This window comes from Borreliella garinii (genome assembly GCF_001922545.1).
GTDB classification, from domain to species: domain Bacteria; phylum Spirochaetota; class Spirochaetia; order Borreliales; family Borreliaceae; genus Borreliella; species Borreliella garinii.
In genome coordinates this window covers 589360-615025 of the sequence record NZ_CP018744.1, presented here as the reverse complement: position 1 = coordinate 615025, position 25666 = coordinate 589360, and the positions used below count along the sequence as shown (strand labels likewise).

Here is a 25666-nt window from a genome sequence, read left to right as displayed (position 1 = left end):
ATAAAATTCCTCCTATTAATTTCTTCTTTGCAGTTTAAAAGACTTATTACTGCGCAATTTCCTTAGGAAAACTTAAGGATGCATCCGTAGTAATTAATATATCAATCCTTCTATTATAAGCTCTGCCCTCAGGAGTATCGTCTGTTGCAATAGGTCTACTTCCACCAAAACCAGATACTTCAAACTTATTTTCAATGCTCTTAACATTAGACTGATCTAAATAGTTTAAAATATGTTCTAGCATATTAACAGATCTTGCAGCCGAAAGCTCCCAATTACTTTTCCAAGGCCCATTTACATCAGTATCAATATTATCTGTATGTCCTTCTATTTTAAAATTATAGCCCCTAGAGCTTAAAACCCCAATAAAAGATGCTATTTTTTGAATAGAATCTCTATTGTCTTCAAGCTTAACATCGGCACTAGCAGAATCAAAAAATGCATCTGCTGCAAGAGATATCACGATGCCTCTCTCTTCCTGTCTAACCATAATATTTTTAGACTGGATTTTTTCAATAAATTCAATCATAGATTTATTTTTAGCAGTCTGAGACGCTTGTTTATTGCGCACAGTAGAAGGCAAAGACATAAAACTATTACTCAAATAAGATAATTTATTAAAATCTAAAGTTTTACCGCCTTTAAAAAATCCTGCACCCGTAAAAGACGCAGACATTATCCTTATTACATTTTCTTGAAAAATAATATCATTTAATGAAAACATTGTAACAAAAAATACAAGCAGCAAAGTAACCATGTCCCCATAAGTCAACATATAATCTGGGGATCCTTCATCACATTTTGAAGGCTTTTTAACTCGCAAGGCCATTATTCACCCCCAATGCTACTACTAAGATGGCTTCGATCTTTGGGGGTTAAAAACGTCATCAATTTTTGCTCTAAAATTCTAGGATTATCTCCAGACTGAATTGATAAAACACCCTCAATTATCATTGTCTTTACTGCAGCTTCTTCAGAATCAATTTTCTCCAACTTAAGTTGGACAGGAGTAAACATTAAATTTGCCATTATGGTTCCATAAAGAGTTGTAATAAGAGCAACAGCCATAGAAGAACCAAGCGCAGACTTGTCCTCTAGATTACCAAGAAGAGCCACAAGTCCAATAAGAGTACCTATCATACCAAAAGCTGGGGCAAGTTTTGCCCAAGTCTTAAAAAGTTCTGAACCAACTCTGTGCCTTTCTTGCATTTGATCAAGCTCTAAATAAAGCATAGTTCTAATTACCTCAGGATCTGCACCATCAACAACAAGTCTCATTCCTGACTTAAAAAATGGATCATTAATTTGTTCAAGCTCATCATCAAGAGATAAAAGACCTTCTTTTCTAGCCTTTTCTGAAAGCTCTACTAATATTTTTATAATAGAAACCTTGGCATAAGAATTTCTTCTAAAGAAGAATCCCAAATACGTTGGAATTTTTTTTACAGCAATAACTTCTGAAGAAGCCATAAGAGCAGAAAAAGATCCAACAATAGTAATAAAAACAGAGCTTAAATCCCAAAAAACACCAAGTCCTGTAGGAGTAAATGCCATGGAAATTAAAATAGCTCCAAATCCAACTCCCCATCCAATTATACTAGCTAAATTCATAATTCAACGCCCCCATTTCCTTCTCCTACAATTTTTTCAAAAGAAGCAATTTCTTTCCTGTACAACTTAATCCTATTGACCACCTCTTCAACTTTTTCTTTTACAATTAGCTTCTTACCATTCATAAGAAGAATTGTAGTATCAGGATTAGCTTCAATACTTTCAATATGATAAGGATTTAAATAATATCCATAACCATTAAGCTTAGTTACAAAAATCATATGCTAAAAAACAATCTTAGCTTAATTTTTCAATCTTACAAGTTCTTGCAATAATTGGTCAGAAGTGGTAATAGTTTTAGCATTTGCCTGAAATCCTCTTTGGGTCACTATCATATCTGTAAACTGCTCTGCAAGATCAACATTGGCCATTTCTAAAACACCAGATCTAATATCACCAAGTCCAGCAAGCCCAGTCTCACCTATTCTCACTTGACCTGAATTACTTGTTTCTACAAAATTAGTATCGCCTGATTTTGCAAGTCCTCCAGGATTCATAAAAGAAGCAAGAGCAATCTTACCAATATCTCGCCTTATGCCATTTGAGTAAACACCAACTATGACACCATTTTGATCAATTTCATAATTCTCCATATATCCCATGCCATATCCATCTTGAATAATAGCCTTTGTACTACTAGAATCAGCAAATTGAGTAATTGAATCAGTATAGCTCCCAACTGTTCCCAGTTTCAAATTTACAGTTTGCTGCTCACCAACTTCACCTATATTTGCACCTACAACATTAAATGTTATAGGAATTTGAAGAACATCTCCTTTTTGGCCTGGTTGCCCATTTAAAGACGCCAATGCTCCTTCATTGTCAAACCCAATTGTAAAATTTGAATTTTGCTCACCATTTATTAATACTGTTGCATTCCATAAATTAGGAGTATTTAGATCTTTTACAACTCTAAGCTCAAGAACACTAACATTTCCAAAACTGTCATATAATGACTTATTGACAACCCAAGTTCCACGTGCAATATCCGCCGGACTTGCACCTTCTTCAATTACGGGCAATCTCTTATCAAGATTACAGGCAAAAGTAATATTTTTAGTAGATTTTGCTCCCTCTTTATCTCCAATCGGAATAATCAGATCCTCAATATCAGAAGCTGTATTGATAACCTTTTCACCTTCTAAATCTCTTGCCATCCAACCTTGAATTCGCATTCCATTTGCAGGATTTACAAGATGTCGATCAGAGTCCACATCAAAAGCACCGGCTCTTGTATAAAACAAATTTTTACCTTCTTTTAAAATAAAAAATCCATTACCACTAACCCCAAGATCAGATGCTTTTTGAGTGCTTTGAAAAGCCCCTTGGGTGTGAATAGTGTCAATTGTAGCAACATTCATGCCTAATCCAACTTGCTTAGGATTAGTCCCGCCACGAGAATCAGTAGGACGAGAAGCTCCAGAAATAGACTGCGATATCATATCCTGAAAATTTACTCTTCCCTTTTTAAAACCAATTGTATTTACATTCGCGATGTTATTACCAACAACATCCATTCTTGTTTGATGATTCTGAAGCCCAGAAACACCAGAATATAAAGACCTCATCATATAATTACTCCTCCAAACCTACCGATAATATATTTTTATATACATAATAATTACCATTAACCATAACTTGGGGTATTGCGCCCGTCTTAATGTTTGTGACACGACCCCTAACAACCTCCCCATCACCATGCTGAAATTTAATTACTTTGCCTAATAAATCCAAATCTCTTCTTATTTCTAAAGAAGATGAAAGCTTCTCAAATGACTTACTCATATTGGTCATTTGCTCAAGAGCCGAAAATTGTGCCATTTGAGAAATAAATTCTTTATCTTTCATTGGATTTGTAGGATCTTGATACCTAAGTTGAGTAATGAGCAACTTTAAAAAATCATCCTTGCCAAGATTAACCTTATTGGATACATTGTCAACCTTAAAATCTGATTCTTTTTTAATTTTACTACTATTAGTCAAATTAGAAACATTTTCAATGCCATTCATTTTACTCATTTCACTCTGTCCTCTAAACAATTAAATTAACATTTTTATCTAAATCGTAAGAAAATTCAACTTCTTCTTCAATTTTAAAAAATTTATTATAGCCAAAATGAAAATTTTGATCCCTAGAGTCATCTCTAAAATTTTTAGAAAAAGAATTTAAATTCTCACCTGCAAGAAAAAGATTTAAACTGGCATTAAAACCGCTTTCGCCAAGCATTTTATTTAATGAATGCATATTTTGGTCAAAAAGCATTTTAACATTTTGATTGTCCACCACGATCTTTCCCAATAAATTATTATTAGAATCAAGGTTTAAATTAATTCGTATGCTGCCAAGCTCTTTAGGCTTTAAAACCAACTTAATCTCTCCTGTATTATTCGATTTTAACACAACTTTAGCTTTATCCACAATATTTTTATTAATCTTAAGATTCCACTCTGGCTTTAAACTGCTGACAAAATCAAAACTATCAACCTCTTTAGAGCTTTTTATGTTATAATTGGCAAATTCTTCAACAAAACCTTTTAAAGAGTCGTCTGATATTTCTTTAACTTTATACCTACCAGCAAAATTTTGACCATCAATTGTATTTAAGCTAAACTTTGAAAAAACAAAATCATTGTGATCACTATTATTCTTCTTAAAGTTTTTCACATCAATATTAATAACATTTTTTTCTTCCTTTTTATTATTCAAGCTTATCTGATTATAATGATCATCAATCAAGGCAGTTAAAAAATCAAAACCCAAAAAAGAGCTTAAATCATCAAAAGCCAAACAAAGTCTTTCAATTTTTTCAAAAAATTTTCCTTTATTTAGAAAATCAAAATTATCAAAATTAAATGATAAATTTTCTTTAATGCTATTTAAACCTTCAAAATCTAAAAAAACATTCATTTTGGCAATCAAGGATTTCAAATCAGAAACAAAAGCCTCATTCTCAAGTTTTTTTAAAAAAAAGGATTTATCTAAAGGCGATTTTTTTGAATTTTTAGCAATAAGTCCATTATCTTTAAAAAAATTTAAAAAATCAAATATCATTAATTTTGCTTTAGCTAATCTTTTAGATTCAGAAGATATAATATTTAAAAAAGAACCAGAATTCTCTCTAGATTCCATTTTAGAAACATTTAAATTTAATCCTTTAATTGTATTTAAGAGATTAAATTTATTACCATAAGCTTTACTTAAATTTACTAAATTACTCATATACTCATTACTCCAATGAACTAACAGACATTTTTCTAATCAATACAGCAGCTTTTTTAGAATCCATAAGGGATAACCAATAAGGAACAATTGATAGCCGGCCTTCTTTTTTAGAAAGTTCTTCAATTTTCCGCATATAAGATATTGCAAGCTCAGGATTTAAATCCTCAAGTCGCTTAACAGCATCTTCTGGCGGCATGTTCATTAAATATACAGCTGTTTGTAAAATATTTGCTTCCTCGTCATTATATTTATTTATAATGTCATCTATTACCTTTTGTTTTAAATCTAAATCTTTCTGCTTTTGCTTAAGCTCAAATTCAAGCTTATTTAAACTGTCTTCTTTTAACTTTAGATCTTCTTTAAGCTTTTCAATCTGCTGATTCTTAATATCAATAGCTTCCCTTTCCTTAACAAGCCTAGCTTCATCAAGAATTATATTGGAATTATGATCAAAGACTAGAGAAGTTTCTCCTAAAAACTTAGTTCTTACAAACTCAGGGAAATATCTCTTAGTATTATAAATTCCAAGAAAATCAATAAAGAATAATATAAAGAAAAATAAAATAAAAATTAAAAACAACAAAAAAAATGCTCTAAAAAAGAACGATAAAAAATTATTCACTTTCAATCCTCAGATTTTGACAAACTTTATAATTTACATACTCATCTAGCAATAAGCTTTCCTTTTTTTCTCTATTTTTAATTATAAAATTATTTAAAGTTTTTATTAATATCTTAATCTTTTTTTCTTCCCTATATTTATCCACATAAATATCATAACACTCATTATAATGCTTTTTAAGCTCTTCAAGAATTTTAAAATTTTGTTTTTTTTTATAATTTAAATAGTCTATATAACCTCTTATAGAAAGAGCATCCAAACTGCTCAATCTTTTTAAAAGATTAGGAATTCCATCTGAAAACTGATTTATTTTTGAAATTTTTTTATTTATATTCATCAAGTCTCTCTCACTTAACTTTCGATGATAGGTTCTAATGGTTAATATTCTATTAAGCTTTTGTTTTTTAAAGTTTAAATCATTCAAGATAATATTTCCCTTATTTCATCTTCTAAATTTTCAAAATCAAATATCTCATTTATTCCTTGAGAAATAAAATCAATAATCTTGGGATACTTAGAAATTGCAAAATCAACATCCTTATTGGATCCTTTGATATAAATCCCCGTTCTAATAAGATCTTCATAATTTTTATAAATAGACAATAAATTTCTAGCTTTCATTATTAATTTTTGTTTTTCTAAACTCATTATCCTATTAATAGATCTTGAAGTTGAACTAAGAATATTTATTGAAGGATAAATTCCTCTGTCAAATAAATCTCTGTCTAAAATAATATGACCATCTAAAACAGCCTTAATATTATCGGCTACAGGCTCTGTAAAATCATCTCCCTCGACAAGAACAGTATAAAATCCAGTAACACTTCCTCCATTGCCATTAAACCCTGATCTCTCAAGTAAAATTGGAATTTCAACAAAAACAGAAGGCGGATAACCTTTAGATACCGGAGGCTCTCCTAAAGAAAGAGACATCTCCCTTTTCGCATTAGCAAACCTAGTAATAGAATCAAAAAGCAAAGCTACATCTTTACCTTGATCTCTAAAGTATTCTGCTATCATGGTAGCAACATAAGCCCCTTTATACCTTGATATAGGTGATTCATCAGAAGTTGAAACAACTAAAACACTTTTTTTTAAACGCTCCTCACCAAGCTCGTGTTCAATAAACTCATTAAGCTCTCGACCTCTTTCCCCAATAAAAGCAATAACATTTACATCTGCATTTGAATTCTTTGCAATCATGCCAAGCAAAGTAGATTTACCAACACCAGCACCAGAAAAAATACCAACTCTTTGTCCTTTTGCGACTGGCAAAAACCCATCAAGAACTTTAACTCCTGTTAATATTTGTTCTTCGAAAATACTTCTATTAATTGGATTGATTTTCTCAAAAGTTAACTCTTTATATCTATTTTTTAAAAATGACCCTTTATTATCAATAGGCCTACCAAGAGAATCAATAACCCTTCCTAAAAGCTCATCACTAAGATTTATTTCTAGCCCTTTATTTAAAGAATAGACTTTATTCCCAACTTCAATTCCGCTAAATCCTTCATAAGCCATAAGACTAACATAAGGCCCATTAAAGCCCAAAACCTCAGCACATACCTTTTTATTATTCCTTTGATCAATTAAACATAAATCTCCAACAGCACACTGAGGCCCCAAACTTTCAACTAAAAGACCTTTTATTTTTTGCACTCTGCCAACAAAAGAGATAGTTTCAATATCATCTACTTGTCTTAAATAATTTTCAAAAAAATTGCTCACTAAAATTCCTTTAAATACTTAACTCAATAACGAAAAATTTTTAAATTTTTCCTCTATTTTATCAAGTTGAGAAGAAATACGCGCATCAATCTCTCCAAAATTAGTTTCAATTATACAACCACCTTTGCCTATGTTGGGATCTTCTATTATTTCTAAAGTTTCTATAATATCAAATCTAGAAATAAAATCACTCTTTTTATGTCTAACAATATCTAAATCATCAAGATTTACACGAATGGTAATCTGCGTCTTATCTTTTATCCTTTTCAATACCTCATTAACATTTTCCAAGATAATATCTTTTTGAGAATCTGTAATTCTCTTAATAACCTTAATTGCAATTTGCATAACAAGACTTACTATTTGACCACTCGAAGATTCAAGAATGCTTTTCCTTTCGGCAATCAAAGATGCTATTATGCTATGAAGCTTTCTCATAACTTTGTCAAAATCTTCAAAACCACTTTCATAACCTTTGCTATACCCTTCTTCCCTGCCTTTAGCGGTTGCTACCTCAAGATCTCTTTTTAATTTTTCCTCATACTCTCTTGCCAATCTTTCAATTTCAGCATTAGACTCGGTCTCAATGGATTCCTTCTTATAAATAGCTTCTCTTTGCAAAAGATCTGCTTCTTGCTTTGCTGTCTCTAATACTTCATTGGCTTTTATCCTGGCCTCTTCAATAAGCCTATCAGATTCAATTTGGATTTCTTCTTTGGCAAGTTCTTGTCTTTTAACAAGCTCTTCCTCAAGTTGCAATTTTTCATCTCTTAAAAATTGTAACTCTTCTTTAAGTTTGGCAATTTGACTTTCTATGTCGTAAACTTTGCCTTCCTTCTCCTTAATTTCCAAGGATTCAAAAACAGGCTTTGCTATCTCAACAAATTCAAACTTTACTGAATTATCAACTTCTGATGATTTATATAAAACCTTAGGCAAACAAAACTCCTTTATCAGACAAGCACATCTTCCTCACCACCTCTTGAAATAACTATTTCTCCCTGTTCTTCTAACTTTCTAATAAGAGAAACAATTTTTTGCTGGGATTCCTCAACGTCTTTTCGCCTAGTAGGTCCCAAAAATTCCATATCCTCCTTAAGCATTGAAGCTGCTCTTTTTGACATGTTTTTGAAAATTTTTTCTTGGACAGGAATATCTACAGATTTTAAAGCTTTTGCCAGCTCTTGACCATCTATTTCTCTTAAAACCCTTTGTATAGATCTGTCATCAAGCAAAACTATATCCTCAAATACAAACATTTTCTTTTTAATTTCTTCTGCAAGCTCTGGATCTTCTTCTTCAAGAGATTCAATAATAAACTTTTCGGTCTTTCTATCAGCCATATTAATTATCTCAACAACATTGTCAACTCCTCCTGCTGATGTGTAATCTTCTGAAGAAAGAGAAGCCAGTTTTTTTTCAAGAACTCTCTCAACCTCTCTTACAACTTCAGGAGAAGTTCTATCCATTAATGCAATTCTCCTTGCAACATTTGTTTGCACCTCTGTAGGCAAACTGGAAAGAATAAAAGATGCCTTTTGGGGATCAAGATATGAAAGTATTAAGGCAATTGTTTGAGGATGTTCTTGTTGAATAAAGTTTAAAATATTTGCAGGATCTGCTCTTCTCACAAATTCAAAAGGTCTAGACTGTAAAGCAGACCCCAAATTATTAATAATGTCAACTGCTTTTTGGGTCCCAAGAGATTTTTCAAGAAGCTCTCTTGCATAATCAATTCCACCTTTTTGAATAAACTCTTGAGCCATCATTAATTCTTTAAACTCTAAAAGAACATTATCTTTAAGCTCAGAAGTAATTGTCTCAAGCTTTGCTATCTCAAATGTCAAAGACTCTATCTCTTCTTGAGAAAGATACTTAAACACTTTAGAAGAGATTTCAGAACCTATTGAAACCAATAAAATAGCAGCCTTTTGCTTACCTGTTAAAGCAGAAACATCAAGAATCTCCTTTTCTTTTTTTTCTTCCATATCAATTACTACCTTCTACGCATTTTTCAAAAGCCATGTTCTTATAAGCTTTGCAACATCTTCTGGCTTTTCTCTGGCTAAAAGCTCAGCATTGTTTTGAAGCTCATCACCTTCTCTAATCCCACCAACAACATCATCAACACCAATATCGTCACCACCATCCATTAAGGCTTGTTGGCGTCTTAAATGTGCTTGTTTTGCCAATTCCTCTTCTCTAAGACGTCTTCGTCTCTCAAGTTCTCTAGAAATAGCAAAAAATATTGTAAATGCTAAAATTAATAGTGAAAACATCACGCTTGCAATAAATAAAAAATATTTAAACCTTTCACTTGCAAAATAATTTTCATCTATTTTTCTAAATTCATTCATACGATCAAAAGATATATTTCTAACCGTTATTGAATCGCCCCTTTCTGGCTTATATTCAAAAGAACTTTGCAAAACATCTTCAATATTTTTTATTTCTTCTAAGGCCATAGGCTTATATTCTCTTTTTCTCATTCCATTTTCTATTACGAAATCTCCCTTCTCGTCATACACAAAATTCCAAATACCATCCACGAAAATACCAAGAGAAACACCCACAATCCTAGCAGGCTCTTTTTCGCTTGTAGATTTTTTTTCATTTAAAGCAACATTTTTGATCTCTTGAGACTCATTATATTTACCGGTAATATCGCTTAAATCTTGATATTCAGGAGGAGTATTGCCTTCCTGCCCAGGAGGCCCCCAAGGACTATATCCTTGCCCCTGATATTCTTTTTTTTGCGTCTGAGAAGATATGATAGTCGAATCGCTTACTTTTCTAGTATTATAAGAAGCTTTTGGGTCTTGGGATTGAAGCTCAATAGGAGCATACTCTTTAGACTCTGTAGTTTCTTTTGAAGTGTCAAGTTTTACATTTACCCTTGCTATCATAAACCTATCAATAGATAAAACCTTACTTAATGCAGAGTCGATTTCTCCTCTAAGCATAGCTTCATATTTAAGCTTTAATTTACGTTCTTTTTCTGCTAAGTCTATTCTATCTATTCCATCTAAATTAGAAAAATCATTTAAAATAGTCCCACTATTATCAACAATAGCAATATTGTCAGATTCAAGACCTTCAATGGCATACTGAATAAGCTTAACAAGTCCTTCAACTTTTTTTCTATTGGTAATAATATCAGAACCGGGTCTTGGGGTAATCCTAACAGATGCCTTAACGGGCTCTTGAGCTTCTTTAAAAAGAGCTTTCTCAGGCATAACAAGATTTACGCTAACAGCATCAACATCATCTAAAGCTACAATATGCTGCTCAACTGCTCTTGTAATAGATCTTCTAAGGTTAATACTTCTTTCAAAATCAGTAATGGTCCACCTATCAATATCAAACAAGGCCCATGGATCCATATGAACAGGCACAAGCTCTTCTCTGACAAGAATTGCTCTCATTTTTTTTGCAAGCTTTTCGTCATCCAAATAAATTCTTCCATCAGAACTCAAAAAATACTTAACATTTTCTCTGTCAAGTCTTTGCGATATCCTATCTAAGAGATATTGATCTTTAATCTCAACTCCAAAAAGAGCAATGCTTTGACTTTTAGTAGAAAAGCCTATTAAAAAAACAAACGCAAGAATTACAAAAAAAATAATCAATCCTAAGGCTATTTTCTGAACCGTACTAGCTTTTTTGAAGATTCCTTTTGCTGAAACAAAAAAATTAGTAAAAAAATTGCTCAAAATCTTATGGCTCCTTAACGAATATTAATTATATCTTGATAAGCCTTTATGCCTCTCTCAACAACAGCCTTTAAAATACTTAAATTCATATTAGCCTTAGATAGCGCTATTGCAAAATCATGAACATCAACACTACTAGGCCTAAGAACAGCTTGTTCCATAACTTTAGAAACATTTAATTGGCTTTTGTTGATATCAGTAATCGTATTTATTAAAACATCCTTAAATGTTTTAGCATCATTGTTTTTGGTACTGCTTTTAGAATTAAAAAGATTCACGTCAAAATGCAAAGAACTTTTCTTAATCAAATTAATATTATTCTCTGTAAAAAAAGCATCTATTCTCACCAATGATCTCTCCTTTAGTTTTGAAGTATAGCTAACGCACTTCTAAACATAGACTTGCTACTATTAATAACAGTAGAATTTGCCTCATAAGCACGAGAAGCTGAAATCATATCTACCATTTCTTCAACTAAATTAACATTAGGAAGCTCCACATAGCCTTTTTTATCCCCAAAACTTATTGAATCGGGATGAGTTGGATCATATTTTAACTTTAATGGAGACTTATCTTTTTCAATGCTGGCAACCCGAACTCCTTGCCCAATACCATTATCAAGATAATCTGGAATAAAAGGACCTTTCCAATAAGGATTACTAACCCTTGGAGCAAAAATAATCCTTTGCCTTCTATAAGGTCCACCATCAGGAGTTCTAGAAGTAGAAACATTTGCAATGTTATTAGAAATAACATCAATCCTCAACCTTTGTGCTGTTAATCCCGTTGAAGCTACATTAATGCTTGAAAACAATCCCATTTTACATTCCTTAAGATATTAATTTATTTTAATACAATATTTATACTTTTAAAATAATGCGCCTGAACATTAGTCATAAGATGATACATCATTTGATTTTGTACAAGTGCCTTAATCTCAGAATCAATATCAACATTGTTGCCATTATTATTCATAGTTGAAAAATGATCAAGAACTCTGTGGGGCTTGACATCTGAATACTCTGGATTTTTAAGACCAGACAAATGCTTATCACTAGACTTAATTAGGCTTAGATCATTTTTACCTTTATTTGAAAAAGCCTTTTCAAGCTCTGACTCAAAAGAAATTCTACTTCTTTTAAAATTTGGAGTATCTACATTTGCTATATTGTCAGAAATAACACTTTGTCTTAAACTTAGAACATCTAAATACCTATGTGAAAAATCTATAGATCTTTCAAAATCATTCAAATTGAAACCCCCCTCTGTTTAAAATTGCTTTTAACTAAATTATATAATAATTTAAATCTTTTTGTTCGTTAATTTGTATTTTTTTATTAACATAGTCCAAGTTTATTTCAAATTTTTTTAACTTACTACCAGGTACCTCAAAAAAAAGATCTGCAAGCACTCTTTCCATAACGCCGTGAAGTCTTCTGGCACCAAGATCTTCATTCTCAAGATTCATATTAAAAGTAAGCTCAGCAATTCTATCTATGGCCTCTTCACTAAACTTTAAATCTAAATTATAAACCTTAAACATCGCAACATATTGCTTTATTAGAGAATTTTTTGTTTGTTTTAAAATTTTTTTCAAATCATCTATGCTTAGGCTCTTAAGCTCAACCTTAATAGGAAATCTCCCTTGAAGCTCGGGTATTAAATCAGAAGGTTTAGCCAAATTAAATGCTCCTGCTGCAATAAATAAAATATGAGAAGTATCAACTATGCCATATTTTGTATTAACTTTAGAGCCTTCAATAATTGGTAAAATATCTCTTTGAACACCTTCTCTAGATACATCATTGCCACTCCTATTCTTAGCAGCTATTTTATCAATCTCGTCAATAAAAATAATTCCCATATTTTCAACTTTAGATTTTGCAATATCTGAAATATTTTCGTGATCGACCAATTTTTCAAGCTCTTCTGCTAAAATTATTTCCTTTGCCTTTTTAATTTTCAATTCTCTTTTCTTTTTTCTATCAAATATATTGCCTAACAAACCACCAATTCCCATATCAATCTCTTCAAAATTACCACCTGTAAATATTTCTATTGTAGAAAATGGCATTTTACTAGAAATTTGTATTTCAATAATAGTATTATCAAGCTCACCTGCTCTAAGCTTTTTTCTAAGCTTCTCTTTTACCTTTTCCTCCGCCTTTATTTCATTTGGATCTACATTCTCAGAATTGCCAGATCCTTTAAAAAGACTTTCAACTATTCTCTCTTCTGTTTTTAGTAAAGCATCATCTCTTACAGTGTTATACATCTCTTCTTTTACCATATTAACTGCAATGCCCATCAAATCTCTAACCATAGATTCAACATCGCGACCAACATATCCAACCTCAGTATATTTTGTAGCTTCAACTTTAATAAAAGGAGCTTTAATCAACTTAGAAAGTCTTCTTGCAATCTCAGTCTTTCCAATGCCAGTTGATCCAATCATAATAATATTTTTAGGCATTACCTCATCTTTTATTTCTTTTGGAAGTCTAGACCTTATATATCTATTAACAAGAGCAATTGATACTAATTTTTTAGCTTCATCTTGACCTATTATGTACTTATCAAGTTCTGCAACTACATCTTTGGGAACTATATAATGCTCTTCTAATTTATTCATTTTCAATCTCCTCAAGTACAATGTTAGAATTAGTATATATACATACCCTTGCTGCTATTTTTAAAGATCTAAGTGCAACCTCAAAAGCACTTAATTTTTTATTCTCCATATAAGCAAGAGCTGCTGAGTATGCATAATTACCACCACTACCAATTGAAATAACATCCTCTTCCGGTTCAACAACATCACCGGTGCCAGAAATCAAAAGAATATTCTTAGAATCAGCAACAAGCATCATAGCCTCAAGCTTATGAAGTATTTTGTCAGAACGCCAATCTTTTGCAAGGTCAACAGCCGCCCTTTTAATATCAATCAAACCATCACCTTTTGCCTTGATTTTTTCTTCAAATTTTTCAAAAAGAGTAATTGCATCGGATGTCGAACCTGCAAATCCTGCCAAAATTTTCCCATTAAGCAATTTTCTTATTTTAATAGCATTACTCTTTAAAACAGTATGTCCAAAAGTTACTTGTCCATCTGCTGCCACCACAGTCTTACCATTTTTCTTTATTGCAATAACTGTGGTTCCTTTAAAGCCCATATTACCCCCCTATTTATATATCTCTTTTAAAAGTTCTCCAATAAGAACATCAGACACATCTTTACAATTACAACACTCTTTAGGATCATCTTCAATATTATTAGAGTCTACATATTGAATATTCAATAATGCATAAAGATCCTTAACAGTTTTTATCTCTTGAGCACCAAAATCATATAATTTTAAAGCCCCATCACCACAAAAATCTAAATCATAAACATAAATGTCAAGCCCCAGATCAAGACCAAGTTCAGCCGTAATTAAAGCTCCCGATTTTAAGGGCGCATAAGTTATAAAAATAGCATCTGACAAGCCTGAGATCAATCTATTTCTTTTAGCAAAGAAATAATTTTGAATTTTATCAAATGGCAAAGTCTCAGTAATTATTCCTCCGCCTTGTTCTAAAAGTTTAAAAACATATTTTCGATTTTGCTTAGGATAAATATTATCAATATCTGTTGGAATAACAGCAAATGTTCTGCTATTCTCATTGATTGCTGCTATATGAGCTTCAATATCAGCTCCAATTGCAAATCCAGAAACAATCTCTACACCATTTTTTGCAAGATGTGAAGAAAATTCTCTAGTTCTCTCAGCAAGAGCTTTGCTAATTCTTCTAGAACCAACAACAGCCCAAGACAATGAAGAGGAATTTGGCAAATTTCCTTTATAGTAAATAGCAAAAGGAGGGTCATAAATTCGTTTAAGCTTATTAGGATAAGATTTAGACCCTAGAATAGCAATTTTGGCATTTGTCCTTCGAATAACTTTTTCTTGCAATTCTACTAATTTTAAATCGGGCAACCTAAATGATTTTCTAAATGATCTTAAAAGATAAGACTCAATGTCTTTTTGGGTCAATTTAATAATATCATTAAAATCAAAATTATTAAAAAGTTTTAATTTTTCTTTGCTTTTTAAAAATTTCAAATTATCAATATAAAGCAATTTCATCATAAATAATTACTTCAAATTACTCATGATCCTAGAAACACCTTCTTTTTGCTCTTCAGTTGAAGCATTTTTACTAGCTTTCTCATAAAACAATATAGCATTACCAAGATCACCTAGCGAATAATAATTTGCACCTCTTAACATGAAAAACTCAAAATAATCCTCACCCATATCATCAAGTTTATTTAAATAATTTTTAGCTTCAAGTTGCTTGTCAAGATCATATACATACATATTAGAAATAGCAAAAAGAGAATCTTTAAAATCATCTCTAATTGAAAGTGATTTTAAAAAAGAATTTTCAGCAAGAATTATGTATTTTTCAACCTCATCTTTTACTCTTAAATTTTTAGCTAAATTATAAGAAGCAACACCTATATAAAAATGAGATAAATAATTATTGGAGTTGATTTCTAAATTTTTAACAAAATACTCAATAGCAGGTCCATACTGACCAAGCTTAAAAAATTCAAGACCAATCAAATTGAAAAATCTGGCTTTCTTATCAATAGAATTAACTATCTTTAAAATATTTTTATCTTCTTTTTCAATAAATTCCTTATAAACTTCAATCTTGGATTCAGATCCACCGCCTGAAATTTCCAATTCTCTCAATCTAAGCCCAAGATTCAATTTTTCTTTAGATTCACTACCACAAGATAAAAATAAATTAATAAGTATGATTAACGACAAAATTTTCATCTAATCATCGCTACTTTTTTTATTTAAATTTCTAAGAAATGTTGGAACATCAATATCTTCATCAAAATAATTAACATTTTTGGACTTTGCTGCAAAAGAAGAATCTTGATGCTCATAAGATCCAGAAGGCACATTTTGATTGCCTGACATTAAAGTATCAAATTCTTTAGAACTTAAAGTATTATTCTCTGGTGAACTTGATATTTCTTTTTGTTTTTTAGACGCAAAGCCCGTAGCAACAACTGTAACGTAAATTTCATCTTCAAGATTTGAATTAATAGCATGACCATATATCACAGTAGCTTCATCATCAACACTAACAGTAATGATACCCATAATCTCTTCAAGTTCAAGTAATGAAAAATCATCTCCACCAGTAACATTAACAAGAAGCCCCTTAGACCCTTCAATACGAACTTCTTCAAGTAGTGGATTGCTAATCGCAGAAGTTGCAGCATCAACAGCTCTGTTTTCACCCTTGCCATATCCGATTCCCATTAAAGCATCGCCTTGCCCTTGCATAATGCTTTTAACATCAGCAAAATCAATATTAACCTCTCCATGCTCAATAATAAGTCCCGCAATACCTTGAACACCCATTCTCAAAACATCATCTGCACGCTTAAAAGCATCTTTAATAGTAGTCCTTTTGTCAACAACAGTTAAAAGCTTTTGATTTGGGATAATAATCAATGTATCTACAGACTTCCTTAAGTTATTTATTCCTTGCTCTGCAAGTCTCAACTTCTTAGGACCTTCAAACTTGAAAGGCTTTGTTACAACTCCAACCGTTAAAATACCAAGCTCTTTTGCAACTTGTGCAATAACCGGAGCCGCCCCGGTTCCTGTCCCACCTCCCATGCCAGCAGTAATAAACACCATATCAGCGCCGGAAAGATGGTTACGTATAACATCTATGTCTTCCTCTGCTGCAGCTTGCCCAATCTCAGGCTTTCCTCCAGCACCAAGCCCTGCTGTAACTTTTGCTCCAAGAGCAATTTTTATGGGAGCAATAGAGGTTTGGAGAGCCTGAAGATCAGTATTGGCCACAATAAATTCAACATCTCTTACTCCATATTCAATCATACGATTAACAGCATTGCTACCCCCTCCTCCTGCACCAATCACCTTAAGAATTGTAGGATTTGTAGTAGAATCGAATCTTCTTGTATGGCTATCAATCATATTATAATCTTTCATTAACGCTTCCTCCACGATTGGTCAAAACCATTCTTTCAAAAACCAACCTTTCAACTTTGAAGATATTTTATTTTTTCTTTTAGCTTTACTGCTTACCTTCTTTAATTTATTGAATTTTTGTTGCTCGTGCTTATAAAGAACAAGGCCAAGAGCTGAAGAAAACTTGGGATCTATATGCTCTTCCCCAACCCCATTAATACTCATTGGCAAACCTATTCTTGCGGGGTAATTAAATACTTCTTCTATTAAATTAGAAATACCTGGAAATAAAGCTCCTCCACCTGTTAAAACTATCCCACCATTAATTTTATTATAAAGTCCCCTTTTAAGTATTTCTGCTCTCATTATTTCAAAAATTTCTCTCAGTCTTGAATTAATTATTACAGACAACTCTTTTCTACTTTTCTCTTGAGGAGGTCGAGTCCCAAGATTTGGAATAATTACAGTTTCCATTTGACTCTCTAGAATAGACGGATGAGCAATTCCAGCCGTTATTTTAATATTTTCAGCAACATCCTCAGGAACCTTCCAAACTTGCGCAATATCAAGAGTCACTCTATTAACGCCAATAGGAATCACGCCTGTATAGTAAGGAGAACCATCAATATAAAGAATAATATCCGTTGTACCTTTACCCATATCAATAAATAAAACACCCATCTCGCGCTCTTCTTTAGAAAGAGTTGCATAAGATGAAGCTAAGCTTCCAAGAACAACCTCATCAACAGCAAAGCCAGCTCTATTTACGCATCTAACTAAATTCTGGCTAGAAGAGCTAGACCCCGTAATAATGTGCACCTCCCCTTCAAGACGAATACCCATCATGTCTATTGGGTTTTTTATATGAGGTATTCCATCTACAATAAATTCTTGAGGAATAACATGAAGAATTTCTCTATCCATTGGAATGACAATTGCCTTTGCTGCTTCAATTACCCTCTCAACATCTTCTTCATTAATCTCTCTTGTTCTTGAATTTATTGCAACAACACCGCGCGAATTAGTTCCCTCAACACTACTTCCAGACATAGAAACTGAAAGCGATGTAATGTCACATCCTGAGATGAGCTCTGCAGCTTCAATAGAATTAGATATTGAATCAAGAGCCGCTTCAATATTTATTAAAACTCCCTTCCTAACCCCTCTTGATATACTAGTGCCTATTCCAACTATTTCTAATTGATCATTTAAATTTACCTCAGCAACAACAGTACAAATTTTTGAAGTTCCAACATCCAACCCCACTATCAAATTCCTAGACACTAACCTTCTCCTAACAAAATGATATCACCACTTCTTAAATCTATAACGCCAGGCTTTCCTTTAAGTAAATTAACTCCAAGAAACACTTTATGCATCACATCCATTAAATCCATATCAACTGTTATCAATATTTTATTATATATACTTTTAATATACAAAATTACATTATAATCATAGAAATTCAATTTTAAAAAATTGACCTCTGATATTAAATTATACAAATATTTTTGATTTATTTTAAGATAATCAAGGCCCCTTACAACATTAAGCATTCTATCCTCTAGGAAATCTCCTACATTATTGTCACTTAACACTAATCCGCTGATTATAGGCAAATCATAAATTAAATGTTTGCCTTTTTCTAAAATTACACCATCTGATGCAATGCAATAATAAGTAATATTACCATTTATGTTTTCTAAAGCAACAGCAACGGGTATTCTTTTTTCTATTTTAATATTGATTTTATTGGGAAACTGAAGATCAACCTTAACATTCTTTACCCTTAAATCTTTTTTAAGATTCTCTTCATATATTCTAGCATCAGCATTATGATAATATGTATTAGGTTTGATTCCCGAAATCCTGATTATGTCTTCTTTAGAAAGAGAAGTATCATTATTGATGCTAATATACCTAATCAAAAAATAAGGAGACGCAAAAACAATAACCATTATTTCAAAAAAAATTAAAGAAGTCGAAAAATATATATATTTAATTAAAAACTTTCTCTCAAAAATCATAAACTAACCCGATTTACAGTACTAGAAAAATCCAATCAATTATTACTTAAGTTTTTTGCAACATTTGAAATAAGACCAGAAAGTGCCATGGTAACAATAATAGAAGATCCTCCAGATGAAAAAAACGGCAAATTTATCCCAGTAGGGGGCAAAAGACCAATTGCAATTAAAATATTCATTATACTTTGAAGAAAAATTGCAAGGCTTGAAATAAATGCAATAAAAAATTTAAACCTACTATTAGAATTAATGGCTATAAAATAGCCAAAGTAAAAAAATAAAAAAAATAAACTTATGGCAAACAAAACACCTAAAAATCCCAATTCTTCTCCAAGAACTGAAAAAATAAAATCAGAATTAGCCTCCGGCAGTTTTCCAAGTTTAACCTCTCCCATTCCCAAACCTTTACCTAAAATTCCCCCACTTTTTAAAGCATTAAGAGATGCTATTATTTGATAACCTTTCCCAGAAGGATCGTCGTAAGGATTGAGAAAAGCAAAAATTCTAGAAACCCTATAAGGTTCAAGCATTAAAAATATAGCAGAAACTGGCAAAAAAGTAATCACAATAGCAAGAACATAACTAAATGCCATATTAGAAACAAACAAAACAATAAAAAAAAGAATAGCAAAATAAATAGCTGTTGAATAATCGTTTTGTAGAATTATTAACACCCAAAAAATTGCAAAAATCAACATTGGCTTTAACCAGTATGAAACACCATTGTTTTTTCTTAGATCAAATTTACTCAAATAAGCTGAAAGATAAATAGTAAAAGATATTTTAAAAATCTCAGAGGGCTGAATACTAATACCTTGAAAGAATATCCATCTTTTTGCTCCGGAAATACTAGGAGATAAAAAAGTTGCCATAATTAAAAAAAGAGTTATGGTCAATACAGGAAATATTGATTTTTTTAAAAAATTTAAAGAAATTCTCTCAAAAACAAGAAAAACTATAAAACTTAAAAAAAGATAATTAAGTCTTGTGAAAAATAAAAAATTTGGATTACCTGTCAACTCTAAGCTTAGGAAAAAGGAAGAAGTATAAAAAACTACAAGACCATAGGCTACTAATAGCAGCAAAACAAGCAAATAACACATCCTAAGTGAATTTATCTCTACAAACATAATAAATTATCTGATTTTTATCGTACTTAAAGCAAGTATAGCAAATATTAACCCTATTATCCAAAATCTAATAACAACCTGCATCTCAGACCACCCAAGTTCTTCAAAATGATGATGAAGTGGAGCCATTTTAAATACTCTTTTTTTGGTCTTTTTGTAAACCATGACTTGAATAATTACAGACATAGTTTCAATAATGAAAACTCCTGCAAGAATTGAAAAAAGTATTTCACTTTTTAAAATCAAAGCTGCCATTCCAAGAATAGCACCCAAGGCCATACTACCTGTATCTCCCATCATAATTTTAGCGGGATAGGCATTAAACCATAAAAATCCAAAACTACCCCCAAGCAAAGCTCCAAGAAATATTACAAGCTCTTCAGAACCCTTAATATTTGGAATATGCAAATAAGCTGCAAAATCAGCCCTGCTTGTAAGATAGGCAATTATTATTAAAGCCCCTGTTATAACTATACTTAATCCAATTGCAAGTCCATCAAGTCCATCTGTTAAATTAAAAGAATTAGAAGCAGAAATTAAAATAAACATACCAAAAGGAATGTAAAACACTCCTAAATCTATTTGAAAAGACTTAATAAAAGGGAAATAGATCATACTAACATGCTCACCCCCAAAATAATAAAGAGTGCCAACAGAAATAAAAGAAAATATTATTTGTCCATAAATCTTAAATCGAGCCTTAAGTCCATCTGAAGTTTTCTTTTTGATTTTCAAAAAATCATCTATAAATCCCAAAAAAGCAAATCCAAACATAACAAAAAGCATAATCAAAAAATAAACATTTAAAATGTTACTCCAAAACACCAAAGAAATAAAAACACAAAAAAAAATAAGAATGCCTCCCATAGTAGGAATTCCTGCTTTTTCACTCAAATGTCTTTTAGGACCATCTTCTCTTAAAACTTGGTCAACTCTTAATTTTTTTAACCTTAAAATAATATGGGGCCCTACAATCAAAGAAAGCAAAAATGCAAAAATTGTAGCATAAGCCATTCTAAAAGTAATATATTTGAGCAAGCGCAAACCTAAAAGGTAAAACATAATAACCTCATTATCATCTAAATATAATTTAAAATTCTATCAAGCCTGTTGAACCTTGAACCCTTAATGACAATAAAAACTGAAGGTTCTAAGCTTTTTAAAAAAAAATCAATAAATTTATCAAATTCGCTAAAATAACATAAACGCTTTTCAACTAAATTCTCAGAATATCTAACATCTAAAAATTCTTCGCCAATTAAAAAAATTTTATCAAAATTCATTAAAACAGCCTCTTTAATTAAATCTTTATGGGTTTTGTATGCAAATTCTCCAAGCTCTTTAAAAGACCCAAGAACCATAAATTTTTTGCCCTGAATATCAAGATCCAAAATCATATTTTTTAAGGCCATAAAAGAATCCATATTGCCATTATAAGAATCATTTAAAATTAAATATCCATTTTTTGTTAAAATTTCTGCCCTACCCTTTTGAAAAGCAGTCTCAATAAGACCTTCTCTTATTTCTTTTTCTCTCATTCCTAAAAATAGAGCCAAATTAATGCAACCTATTGCATTAAAAATATTATGCCGCCCTAGCAATAAAATAGAGTACTCAAACCCTTTGTAAACAAAATCATAAGAAAATTTCCCATCCAGAAAAGAAAATGATTTAATATTAAGACTTTCAAAATCAAAATAAACGATTTTAACATTTGGATTTGCGATTTTTGCTCTTTTTTCAAGATAAACACAATAATCATTCATTTCATTTGCAACAAAGATTTCAATGTTTTTGCCAATTATTTTACTCTTTTCAAAAGCAATGGATTGTAACTCCTTGAAAGCTTGCATATGTGCATAGCCTATATTAGTAATAATAACAATTTCTGGTTTTAAAATTTGGGATAAAAGATCCATTTCTCCAATATAGCTAACTCCAACTTCAAAAACAGCATATTCTTCATTACCTTCTACTCTTAAAATACTAAGAGGAAGTCCAATGTCAGAATTTAAATTACCCCAAGTTTTGTAAGTTTTATACTTCTTTGAAAGTATGCTATAAAGCATTTCTTTAGTTGTAGTTTTACCATTACTACCTGTAATAGCAATTCTTTTAAACTTTGTCCTTTCAATTAAACACGATGCTAAAGCTTGAAGGAGTTTTATTACATTACTTGTAAGCAAAAAAACCAACCCTTCATTATCATTTAAATATTTAATACACTCAGATTCATGCTCTCTTGCACATATAAAACATTTAACACCCAAATCAATTAAATATTTAACAAAAGAAAATCCATCTACTTTATTTCCCTTATATGCAAAATAAAGACTAACATTGATATTATCATCATTTATTTCGCGACTATCTAACGAGTAAAAAGAGACTACCTTTTCAATATTTTTTATATTCCCTACAAACTTTACATCTTTAGAAGAGATTAAAACATCCTTAATCTTTATACGCACTCAAACCTCATTCTAAAATATTTTACTCAACAAAAATATTTATATCTTCATTAGCTTTTTTTTCCAAATTTAATTCTCCAAAAGAAAAACTCTCTATTCTATTAATATTTTCAAGTTCATATATTACTGTCAACAATCTTAAATTATCATCAATAATATTTTCCTGCTCATTGTCCAAGTGATTAAATTCTCTAAGCTTTACAACATATCTAAAATTTAAGTAAATATTAAAACACACTATGACTGTTAGTATTAAAATTAAAATACAATAAACTTCAAACTCAATCTTACTTATACTATTCATATTTTTTTTAAAGCTCTAAGCTTAGCACTCCTTGAAGGTTTGTTTTTTTTAATCTCATCAAAACTTGGAATAATGGGCTTTTTTGAAATCTTAGCATACAAATCACAGCTTAAACTTCTAAAAAAATCTTTTACAATACGATCCTCTATTGAATGAAATGTGATAATAGCTAAAATTCCATCTTTGGCTAAATTTTCTATCCACAAAGGCAAGCTTCTTTTAAGCCTAGCAAGCTCATCATTTACATAAATTCTTAAAGCTTGAAAAGTTTTTGTAGCTGGATTTATTTTAGCTTTTGAGAAAGGATAAACTTTATTTATTACAGCTTGCAACTCTTTTGTAGTTTCTATTTTTTTAATTTTTCGATATTCTACAATAGCTTTAGAGATTCTTCTAGAATAATGCTCATTACTTAAATTATAAATTAAACTTTCAAGATCATATTTACTAAAAGTATTTACAATCTCAGCCGCACTAATACTACAAGAAGAAGAACAAAGTCTCATATCCAAAGGTTCATCTTCAAGAAAAGAAAATCCTTTTTTACTGCCTTTGTAATGAAACATAGAAATACCAAGATCAACTAAAATAAAATTAGCTTTGACATTTAAAGGATAATTGACGAAAAAATTATCAAACCAGTCATTAAAATATGTAATTCTCTCTTTAAAAACAAGAAGAAACTGCTTTGCTCTTTCTAAAATTTGAGGATCTCTTTCAATTCCAATCAAACTTAAAAAGTCATATTTTTCAAGAATCGCTTTTGCATGAGCACCTTCTCCAAGAGTAGAATCAATATATATTAAATCGCTTTTTACAGGCAAATCTTCTATAAGCTTACAAATTGCATCAAGAAGTACTGGAAAATGAAAAACATTATTATTCATTTAATTTAAACCTATAAATTATTTTTTTTTCATTTCCATAAACATCTCCATATTTTATTTTAAGTTCATTCTTACCCTTAATAAAATTAAGATCATTTATCTTAAGACATCCGCCATCTTTTTTAATATTCAAAATATCTAATCCATAATTTTTCTCTTGAGCCAAAGTATATGTATTATTAATCAAAAAAATATTTTGAAAATCTGAACGGAAAATACTTTTATTATTCAAAATAGCCTCAAAATAATAAATTCCTTTAAGAGAATTTTTAAAAGATTCTACTTTTTGAGTATGAAAATATAACAAAAGGCTATATTGACCAGAATCGACATTTAAATTTATATTTTTAAATACTTCCAATCTTTCATCATCACCCTTTCCTTTTAAAAAAACCTTGCCTAAGGTATAGACTGTCTCAGCAACTAAATTGTTCCTATTCTTTATAACAAACAAAGGATTGATAATCTTTTTAGCAGTGGGATCATTAACTACTAAATCAATAACACTCTTTTCATCTTTTAAAAAGATTTTTCCAAGTTTATAAAAAAACCCTCCTAAAATCTCTAGATTCAAATTTAAATCATTGTCAAAAATGATTAAAATACTACTATCCCTATCTAATCTATTTTTTGAATATAAGATTTTATAATTATTAGAAAAAACAGATACTGTCTTTTCCAAAGGCTTTAACCTTACTCCAATATTTAATTTATCATTATCTAATGCACCAAAATCTTTAACTAAAGCAAACTTTTCATCATTTCTAAATTCCAAAAATGGATATAAATCTAAAACTAAAATATTAAAGAAAAATACAAAAACAATTAAAATCACTGCCCCAATCCCAAATATTTTAAATCATTATTACTATTAAAATACAAAAGTCCTTTTCCAAATTCAACAAAAGAGCTTATTTCATCTCTAATAAAAACATTGTCAAACAATCCAAAAGAATTTGCAGAATAAGTTTTTATATTAATGATTTTTTCACTCTCAGAATAAAAATATACTCTGTAAATATTTTGAAAATAATCATATGATGCTCTTAAAATAGAATTTTTATTTTCAACTTTAAATATTCTACCACTTTTAATATTTATAACCACAAGTGAATTTTCAACTTCAATAAACAAATTATTATAATCATCTATTTTTATAAAAGTCTCAAAACTATTAATAGTTAAATTGTTTAATTCTAAAATTTTTTTATAATCACTCTCTAAATCAATTATTTCTAAAAAATACTTATAATTACCCTTTAATGAAACTAAATACTTATTATCAGAACTTAATTTAACAAAACACGTTGGAAATTTTCTCTCTAAAAAATTTTCCATATAAATTATCTTACCTTGTTTATATATATAAATCTCCCCATTAGAAAGCCCTAAAACTAAAACTAAAACTTCATTATTATAGTCTATACTTAAAATTGAAGACAAAAAATTAAGCACTAGTATATTATTCCCGTCAGAATCATAAATCTCTAAAGTTTTATACAAGTCGTTTAAAGTAAAAATTAAATTATTTATTACAAAAACAAAATCTTTGGATTTAAGTGTAAATAAAAATTTATTGTTTTTAGCGGAAAAAACAGAATAATCCTTACTAGAATTAAAAAGCACATAATAATAGTCTGAAGAACTTATTAAGTTATCACTTAAAAGAGAATAATAAGATTCTCTAAAATTGAGATTTAAAACCTTATTTGATACAAAAACATTCTTGCTTAAATTTATATTTTTATAATCAGATTTATTTTCAAAATTCTTAAAATCATAAAAATTAGATACATTCATGGTAGATCTTATAAAGAAATCAATCAAAATTATAAATAATAAAAACAAGCTCAAGATCAAAAAAATTTTTAATTTTCTGAATTTACTTGTATCCTCTTCTACATTAAAACTCAATATAACTACTTTCTCCCACTTTAAT

At 30.3% G+C, this 25666-nt stretch carries 29 protein-coding genes; all 29 read right to left on the bottom strand.

The window, feature by feature from the left end; translation table 11 throughout:
• Positions 1-46: 46 nt before the first annotated feature.
• Genes motB through BLA33_RS02755 form a run of 29 tightly spaced genes read right to left on the bottom strand, consistent with a single transcriptional unit; the run spans position 47 to position 25641 of the window.
• A complete protein-coding gene (motB, locus tag BLA33_RS02895; RefSeq protein ID WP_004791852.1) occupies positions 47-829 on the bottom strand; it encodes a flagellar motor protein MotB in 783 nt (260 codons plus the stop codon).
• Positions 829-1611 carry a motility protein A gene (locus tag BLA33_RS02890; protein ID WP_004791773.1) on the bottom strand — a complete coding sequence of 261 codons (783 nt, stop codon included), beginning with the start codon at positions 1609-1611 and terminating at the stop codon, positions 829-831. Before BLA33_RS02890 ends, motB begins: the two co-directional genes overlap by 1 nt.
• Positions 1608-1832: a flagellar FlbD family protein gene (locus tag BLA33_RS02885; RefSeq protein ID WP_029346582.1), complete on the bottom strand. Its 225-nt coding sequence runs from the start codon at positions 1830-1832 to the stop codon at positions 1608-1610. Before BLA33_RS02885 ends, BLA33_RS02890 begins: the two co-directional genes overlap by 4 nt.
• 21 nt (positions 1833-1853) lie before the next feature.
• Positions 1854-3182: a flagellar hook protein FlgE gene (gene flgE / locus BLA33_RS02880; RefSeq protein WP_029346581.1), complete on the bottom strand. Its 1329-nt coding sequence runs from the start codon at positions 3180-3182 to the stop codon at positions 1854-1856.
• Positions 3183-3186: 4 nt separating this feature from the next.
• Positions 3187-3630: a flagellar hook assembly protein FlgD gene (gene flgD, locus BLA33_RS02875; RefSeq protein WP_029346580.1), complete on the bottom strand. Its 444-nt coding sequence runs from the start codon at positions 3628-3630 to the stop codon at positions 3187-3189.
• Between the two features lie 13 nt (positions 3631-3643).
• Complete coding sequence (locus BLA33_RS02870) at positions 3644-4831, bottom strand: flagellar hook-length control protein FliK (RefSeq protein ID WP_075226434.1); 1188 nt, start codon at positions 4829-4831, stop codon at positions 3644-3646.
• 7 nt (positions 4832-4838) lie between these two features.
• Positions 4839-5456 (bottom strand): periplasmic-type flagellar collar protein FlbB, encoded by a 618-nt coding sequence (locus tag BLA33_RS02865; protein ID WP_029346579.1) that lies wholly within the window; start codon positions 5454-5456, stop codon positions 4839-4841.
• Entirely contained in the window at positions 5449-5880 is a 432-nt protein-coding gene (locus BLA33_RS02860) for a flagellar FliJ family protein (RefSeq protein WP_075226432.1), read from the bottom strand. The genes BLA33_RS02865 and BLA33_RS02860 overlap by 8 nt, the downstream gene beginning before the upstream one ends.
• Entirely contained in the window at positions 5877-7187 is a 1311-nt protein-coding gene (locus BLA33_RS02855; protein ID WP_032985607.1) for a FliI/YscN family ATPase, read from the bottom strand. Before BLA33_RS02855 ends, BLA33_RS02860 begins: the two co-directional genes overlap by 4 nt.
• Before the next feature lie 18 nt (positions 7188-7205).
• On the bottom strand, positions 7206-8126 hold the full coding sequence (gene fliH, locus BLA33_RS02850) for a flagellar assembly protein FliH (protein ID WP_029346578.1): 921 nt from the start codon (positions 8124-8126) through the stop codon (positions 7206-7208).
• A 14-nt stretch (positions 8127-8140) separates the two neighbouring features.
• The gene (gene fliG, locus BLA33_RS02845; RefSeq protein ID WP_002556889.1) at positions 8141-9175 is read right to left on the bottom strand and encodes a flagellar motor switch protein FliG; all 1035 of its coding nucleotides are present in this window, start codon (positions 9173-9175) and stop codon (positions 8141-8143) included.
• A gap of 15 nt (positions 9176-9190) precedes the next feature.
• A complete protein-coding gene (fliF, locus tag BLA33_RS02840) occupies positions 9191-10900 on the bottom strand; it encodes a flagellar basal-body MS-ring/collar protein FliF (RefSeq protein WP_004791684.1) in 1710 nt (569 codons plus the stop codon).
• 14 nt (positions 10901-10914) lie between these two features.
• A complete protein-coding gene (gene fliE, locus BLA33_RS02835; RefSeq protein ID WP_029346576.1) occupies positions 10915-11250 on the bottom strand; it encodes a flagellar hook-basal body complex protein FliE in 336 nt (111 codons plus the stop codon).
• Between the two features lie 11 nt (positions 11251-11261).
• Positions 11262-11720 (bottom strand): flagellar basal body rod protein FlgC, encoded by a 459-nt coding sequence (gene flgC, locus BLA33_RS02830; RefSeq protein ID WP_029346575.1) that lies wholly within the window; start codon positions 11718-11720, stop codon positions 11262-11264.
• Positions 11721-11743: 23 nt separating this feature from the next.
• Positions 11744-12151 (bottom strand): flagellar basal body rod protein FlgB, encoded by a 408-nt coding sequence (gene flgB, locus BLA33_RS02825; protein ID WP_029346574.1) that lies wholly within the window; start codon positions 12149-12151, stop codon positions 11744-11746.
• 34 nt (positions 12152-12185) lie between these two features.
• Positions 12186-13532, bottom strand: coding sequence for an HslU--HslV peptidase ATPase subunit (gene hslU, locus BLA33_RS02820; RefSeq protein WP_029346573.1), 1347 nt, complete (start codon positions 13530-13532; stop codon positions 12186-12188).
• Entirely contained in the window at positions 13525-14073 is a 549-nt protein-coding gene (hslV, locus tag BLA33_RS02815; protein ID WP_004791527.1) for an ATP-dependent protease subunit HslV, read from the bottom strand. The genes hslU and hslV overlap by 8 nt, the downstream gene beginning before the upstream one ends.
• A gap of 9 nt (positions 14074-14082) precedes the next feature.
• A complete protein-coding gene (gene dprA, locus BLA33_RS02810; RefSeq protein WP_029346572.1) occupies positions 14083-15027 on the bottom strand; it encodes a DNA-processing protein DprA in 945 nt (314 codons plus the stop codon).
• A 9-nt stretch (positions 15028-15036) separates the two neighbouring features.
• Positions 15037-15729 carry a tetratricopeptide repeat protein gene (locus BLA33_RS02805; protein WP_004791807.1) on the bottom strand — a complete coding sequence of 231 codons (693 nt, stop codon included), beginning with the start codon at positions 15727-15729 and terminating at the stop codon, positions 15037-15039.
• Positions 15730-16929 carry a cell division protein FtsZ gene (gene ftsZ / locus BLA33_RS02800; RefSeq protein WP_029346571.1) on the bottom strand — a complete coding sequence of 400 codons (1200 nt, stop codon included), beginning with the start codon at positions 16927-16929 and terminating at the stop codon, positions 15730-15732.
• 21 nt (positions 16930-16950) lie between these two features.
• Positions 16951-18192 (bottom strand): cell division protein FtsA, encoded by a 1242-nt coding sequence (gene ftsA, locus BLA33_RS02795; protein ID WP_029346570.1) that lies wholly within the window; start codon positions 18190-18192, stop codon positions 16951-16953.
• Positions 18192-18935, bottom strand: a complete 744-nt coding sequence (locus BLA33_RS02790) for a cell division protein FtsQ/DivIB (RefSeq protein ID WP_004791574.1) — start codon at positions 18933-18935, stop codon at positions 18192-18194. Before BLA33_RS02790 ends, ftsA begins: the two co-directional genes overlap by 1 nt.
• Positions 18936-18970: 35 nt before the next feature.
• Positions 18971-20029: a putative lipid II flippase FtsW gene (gene ftsW, locus BLA33_RS02785; RefSeq protein ID WP_004793427.1), complete on the bottom strand. Its 1059-nt coding sequence runs from the start codon at positions 20027-20029 to the stop codon at positions 18971-18973.
• Between the two features lie 42 nt (positions 20030-20071).
• Positions 20072-21127: a phospho-N-acetylmuramoyl-pentapeptide-transferase gene (gene mraY / locus BLA33_RS02780; RefSeq protein ID WP_029346569.1), complete on the bottom strand. Its 1056-nt coding sequence runs from the start codon at positions 21125-21127 to the stop codon at positions 20072-20074.
• Positions 21128-21144: 17 nt separating this feature from the next.
• Positions 21145-22536: a UDP-N-acetylmuramoyl-tripeptide--D-alanyl-D-alanine ligase gene (locus BLA33_RS02775; protein WP_075226430.1), complete on the bottom strand. Its 1392-nt coding sequence runs from the start codon at positions 22534-22536 to the stop codon at positions 21145-21147.
• Between the two features lie 22 nt (positions 22537-22558).
• Positions 22559-22840 carry a hypothetical protein gene (locus BLA33_RS02770; protein WP_004791642.1) on the bottom strand — a complete coding sequence of 94 codons (282 nt, stop codon included), beginning with the start codon at positions 22838-22840 and terminating at the stop codon, positions 22559-22561.
• Positions 22837-23727: a 16S rRNA (cytosine(1402)-N(4))-methyltransferase RsmH gene (gene rsmH, locus BLA33_RS02765; protein WP_075226429.1), complete on the bottom strand. Its 891-nt coding sequence runs from the start codon at positions 23725-23727 to the stop codon at positions 22837-22839. The genes BLA33_RS02770 and rsmH overlap by 4 nt, the downstream gene beginning before the upstream one ends.
• Positions 23720-24562 (bottom strand): hypothetical protein, encoded by an 843-nt coding sequence (locus BLA33_RS02760; RefSeq protein WP_029346567.1) that lies wholly within the window; start codon positions 24560-24562, stop codon positions 23720-23722. The genes rsmH and BLA33_RS02760 overlap by 8 nt, the downstream gene beginning before the upstream one ends.
• Positions 24559-25641 carry a hypothetical protein gene (locus tag BLA33_RS02755; RefSeq protein WP_075226427.1) on the bottom strand — a complete coding sequence of 361 codons (1083 nt, stop codon included), beginning with the start codon at positions 25639-25641 and terminating at the stop codon, positions 24559-24561. Before BLA33_RS02755 ends, BLA33_RS02760 begins: the two co-directional genes overlap by 4 nt.
• Positions 25642-25666 lie beyond the last annotated feature (25 nt).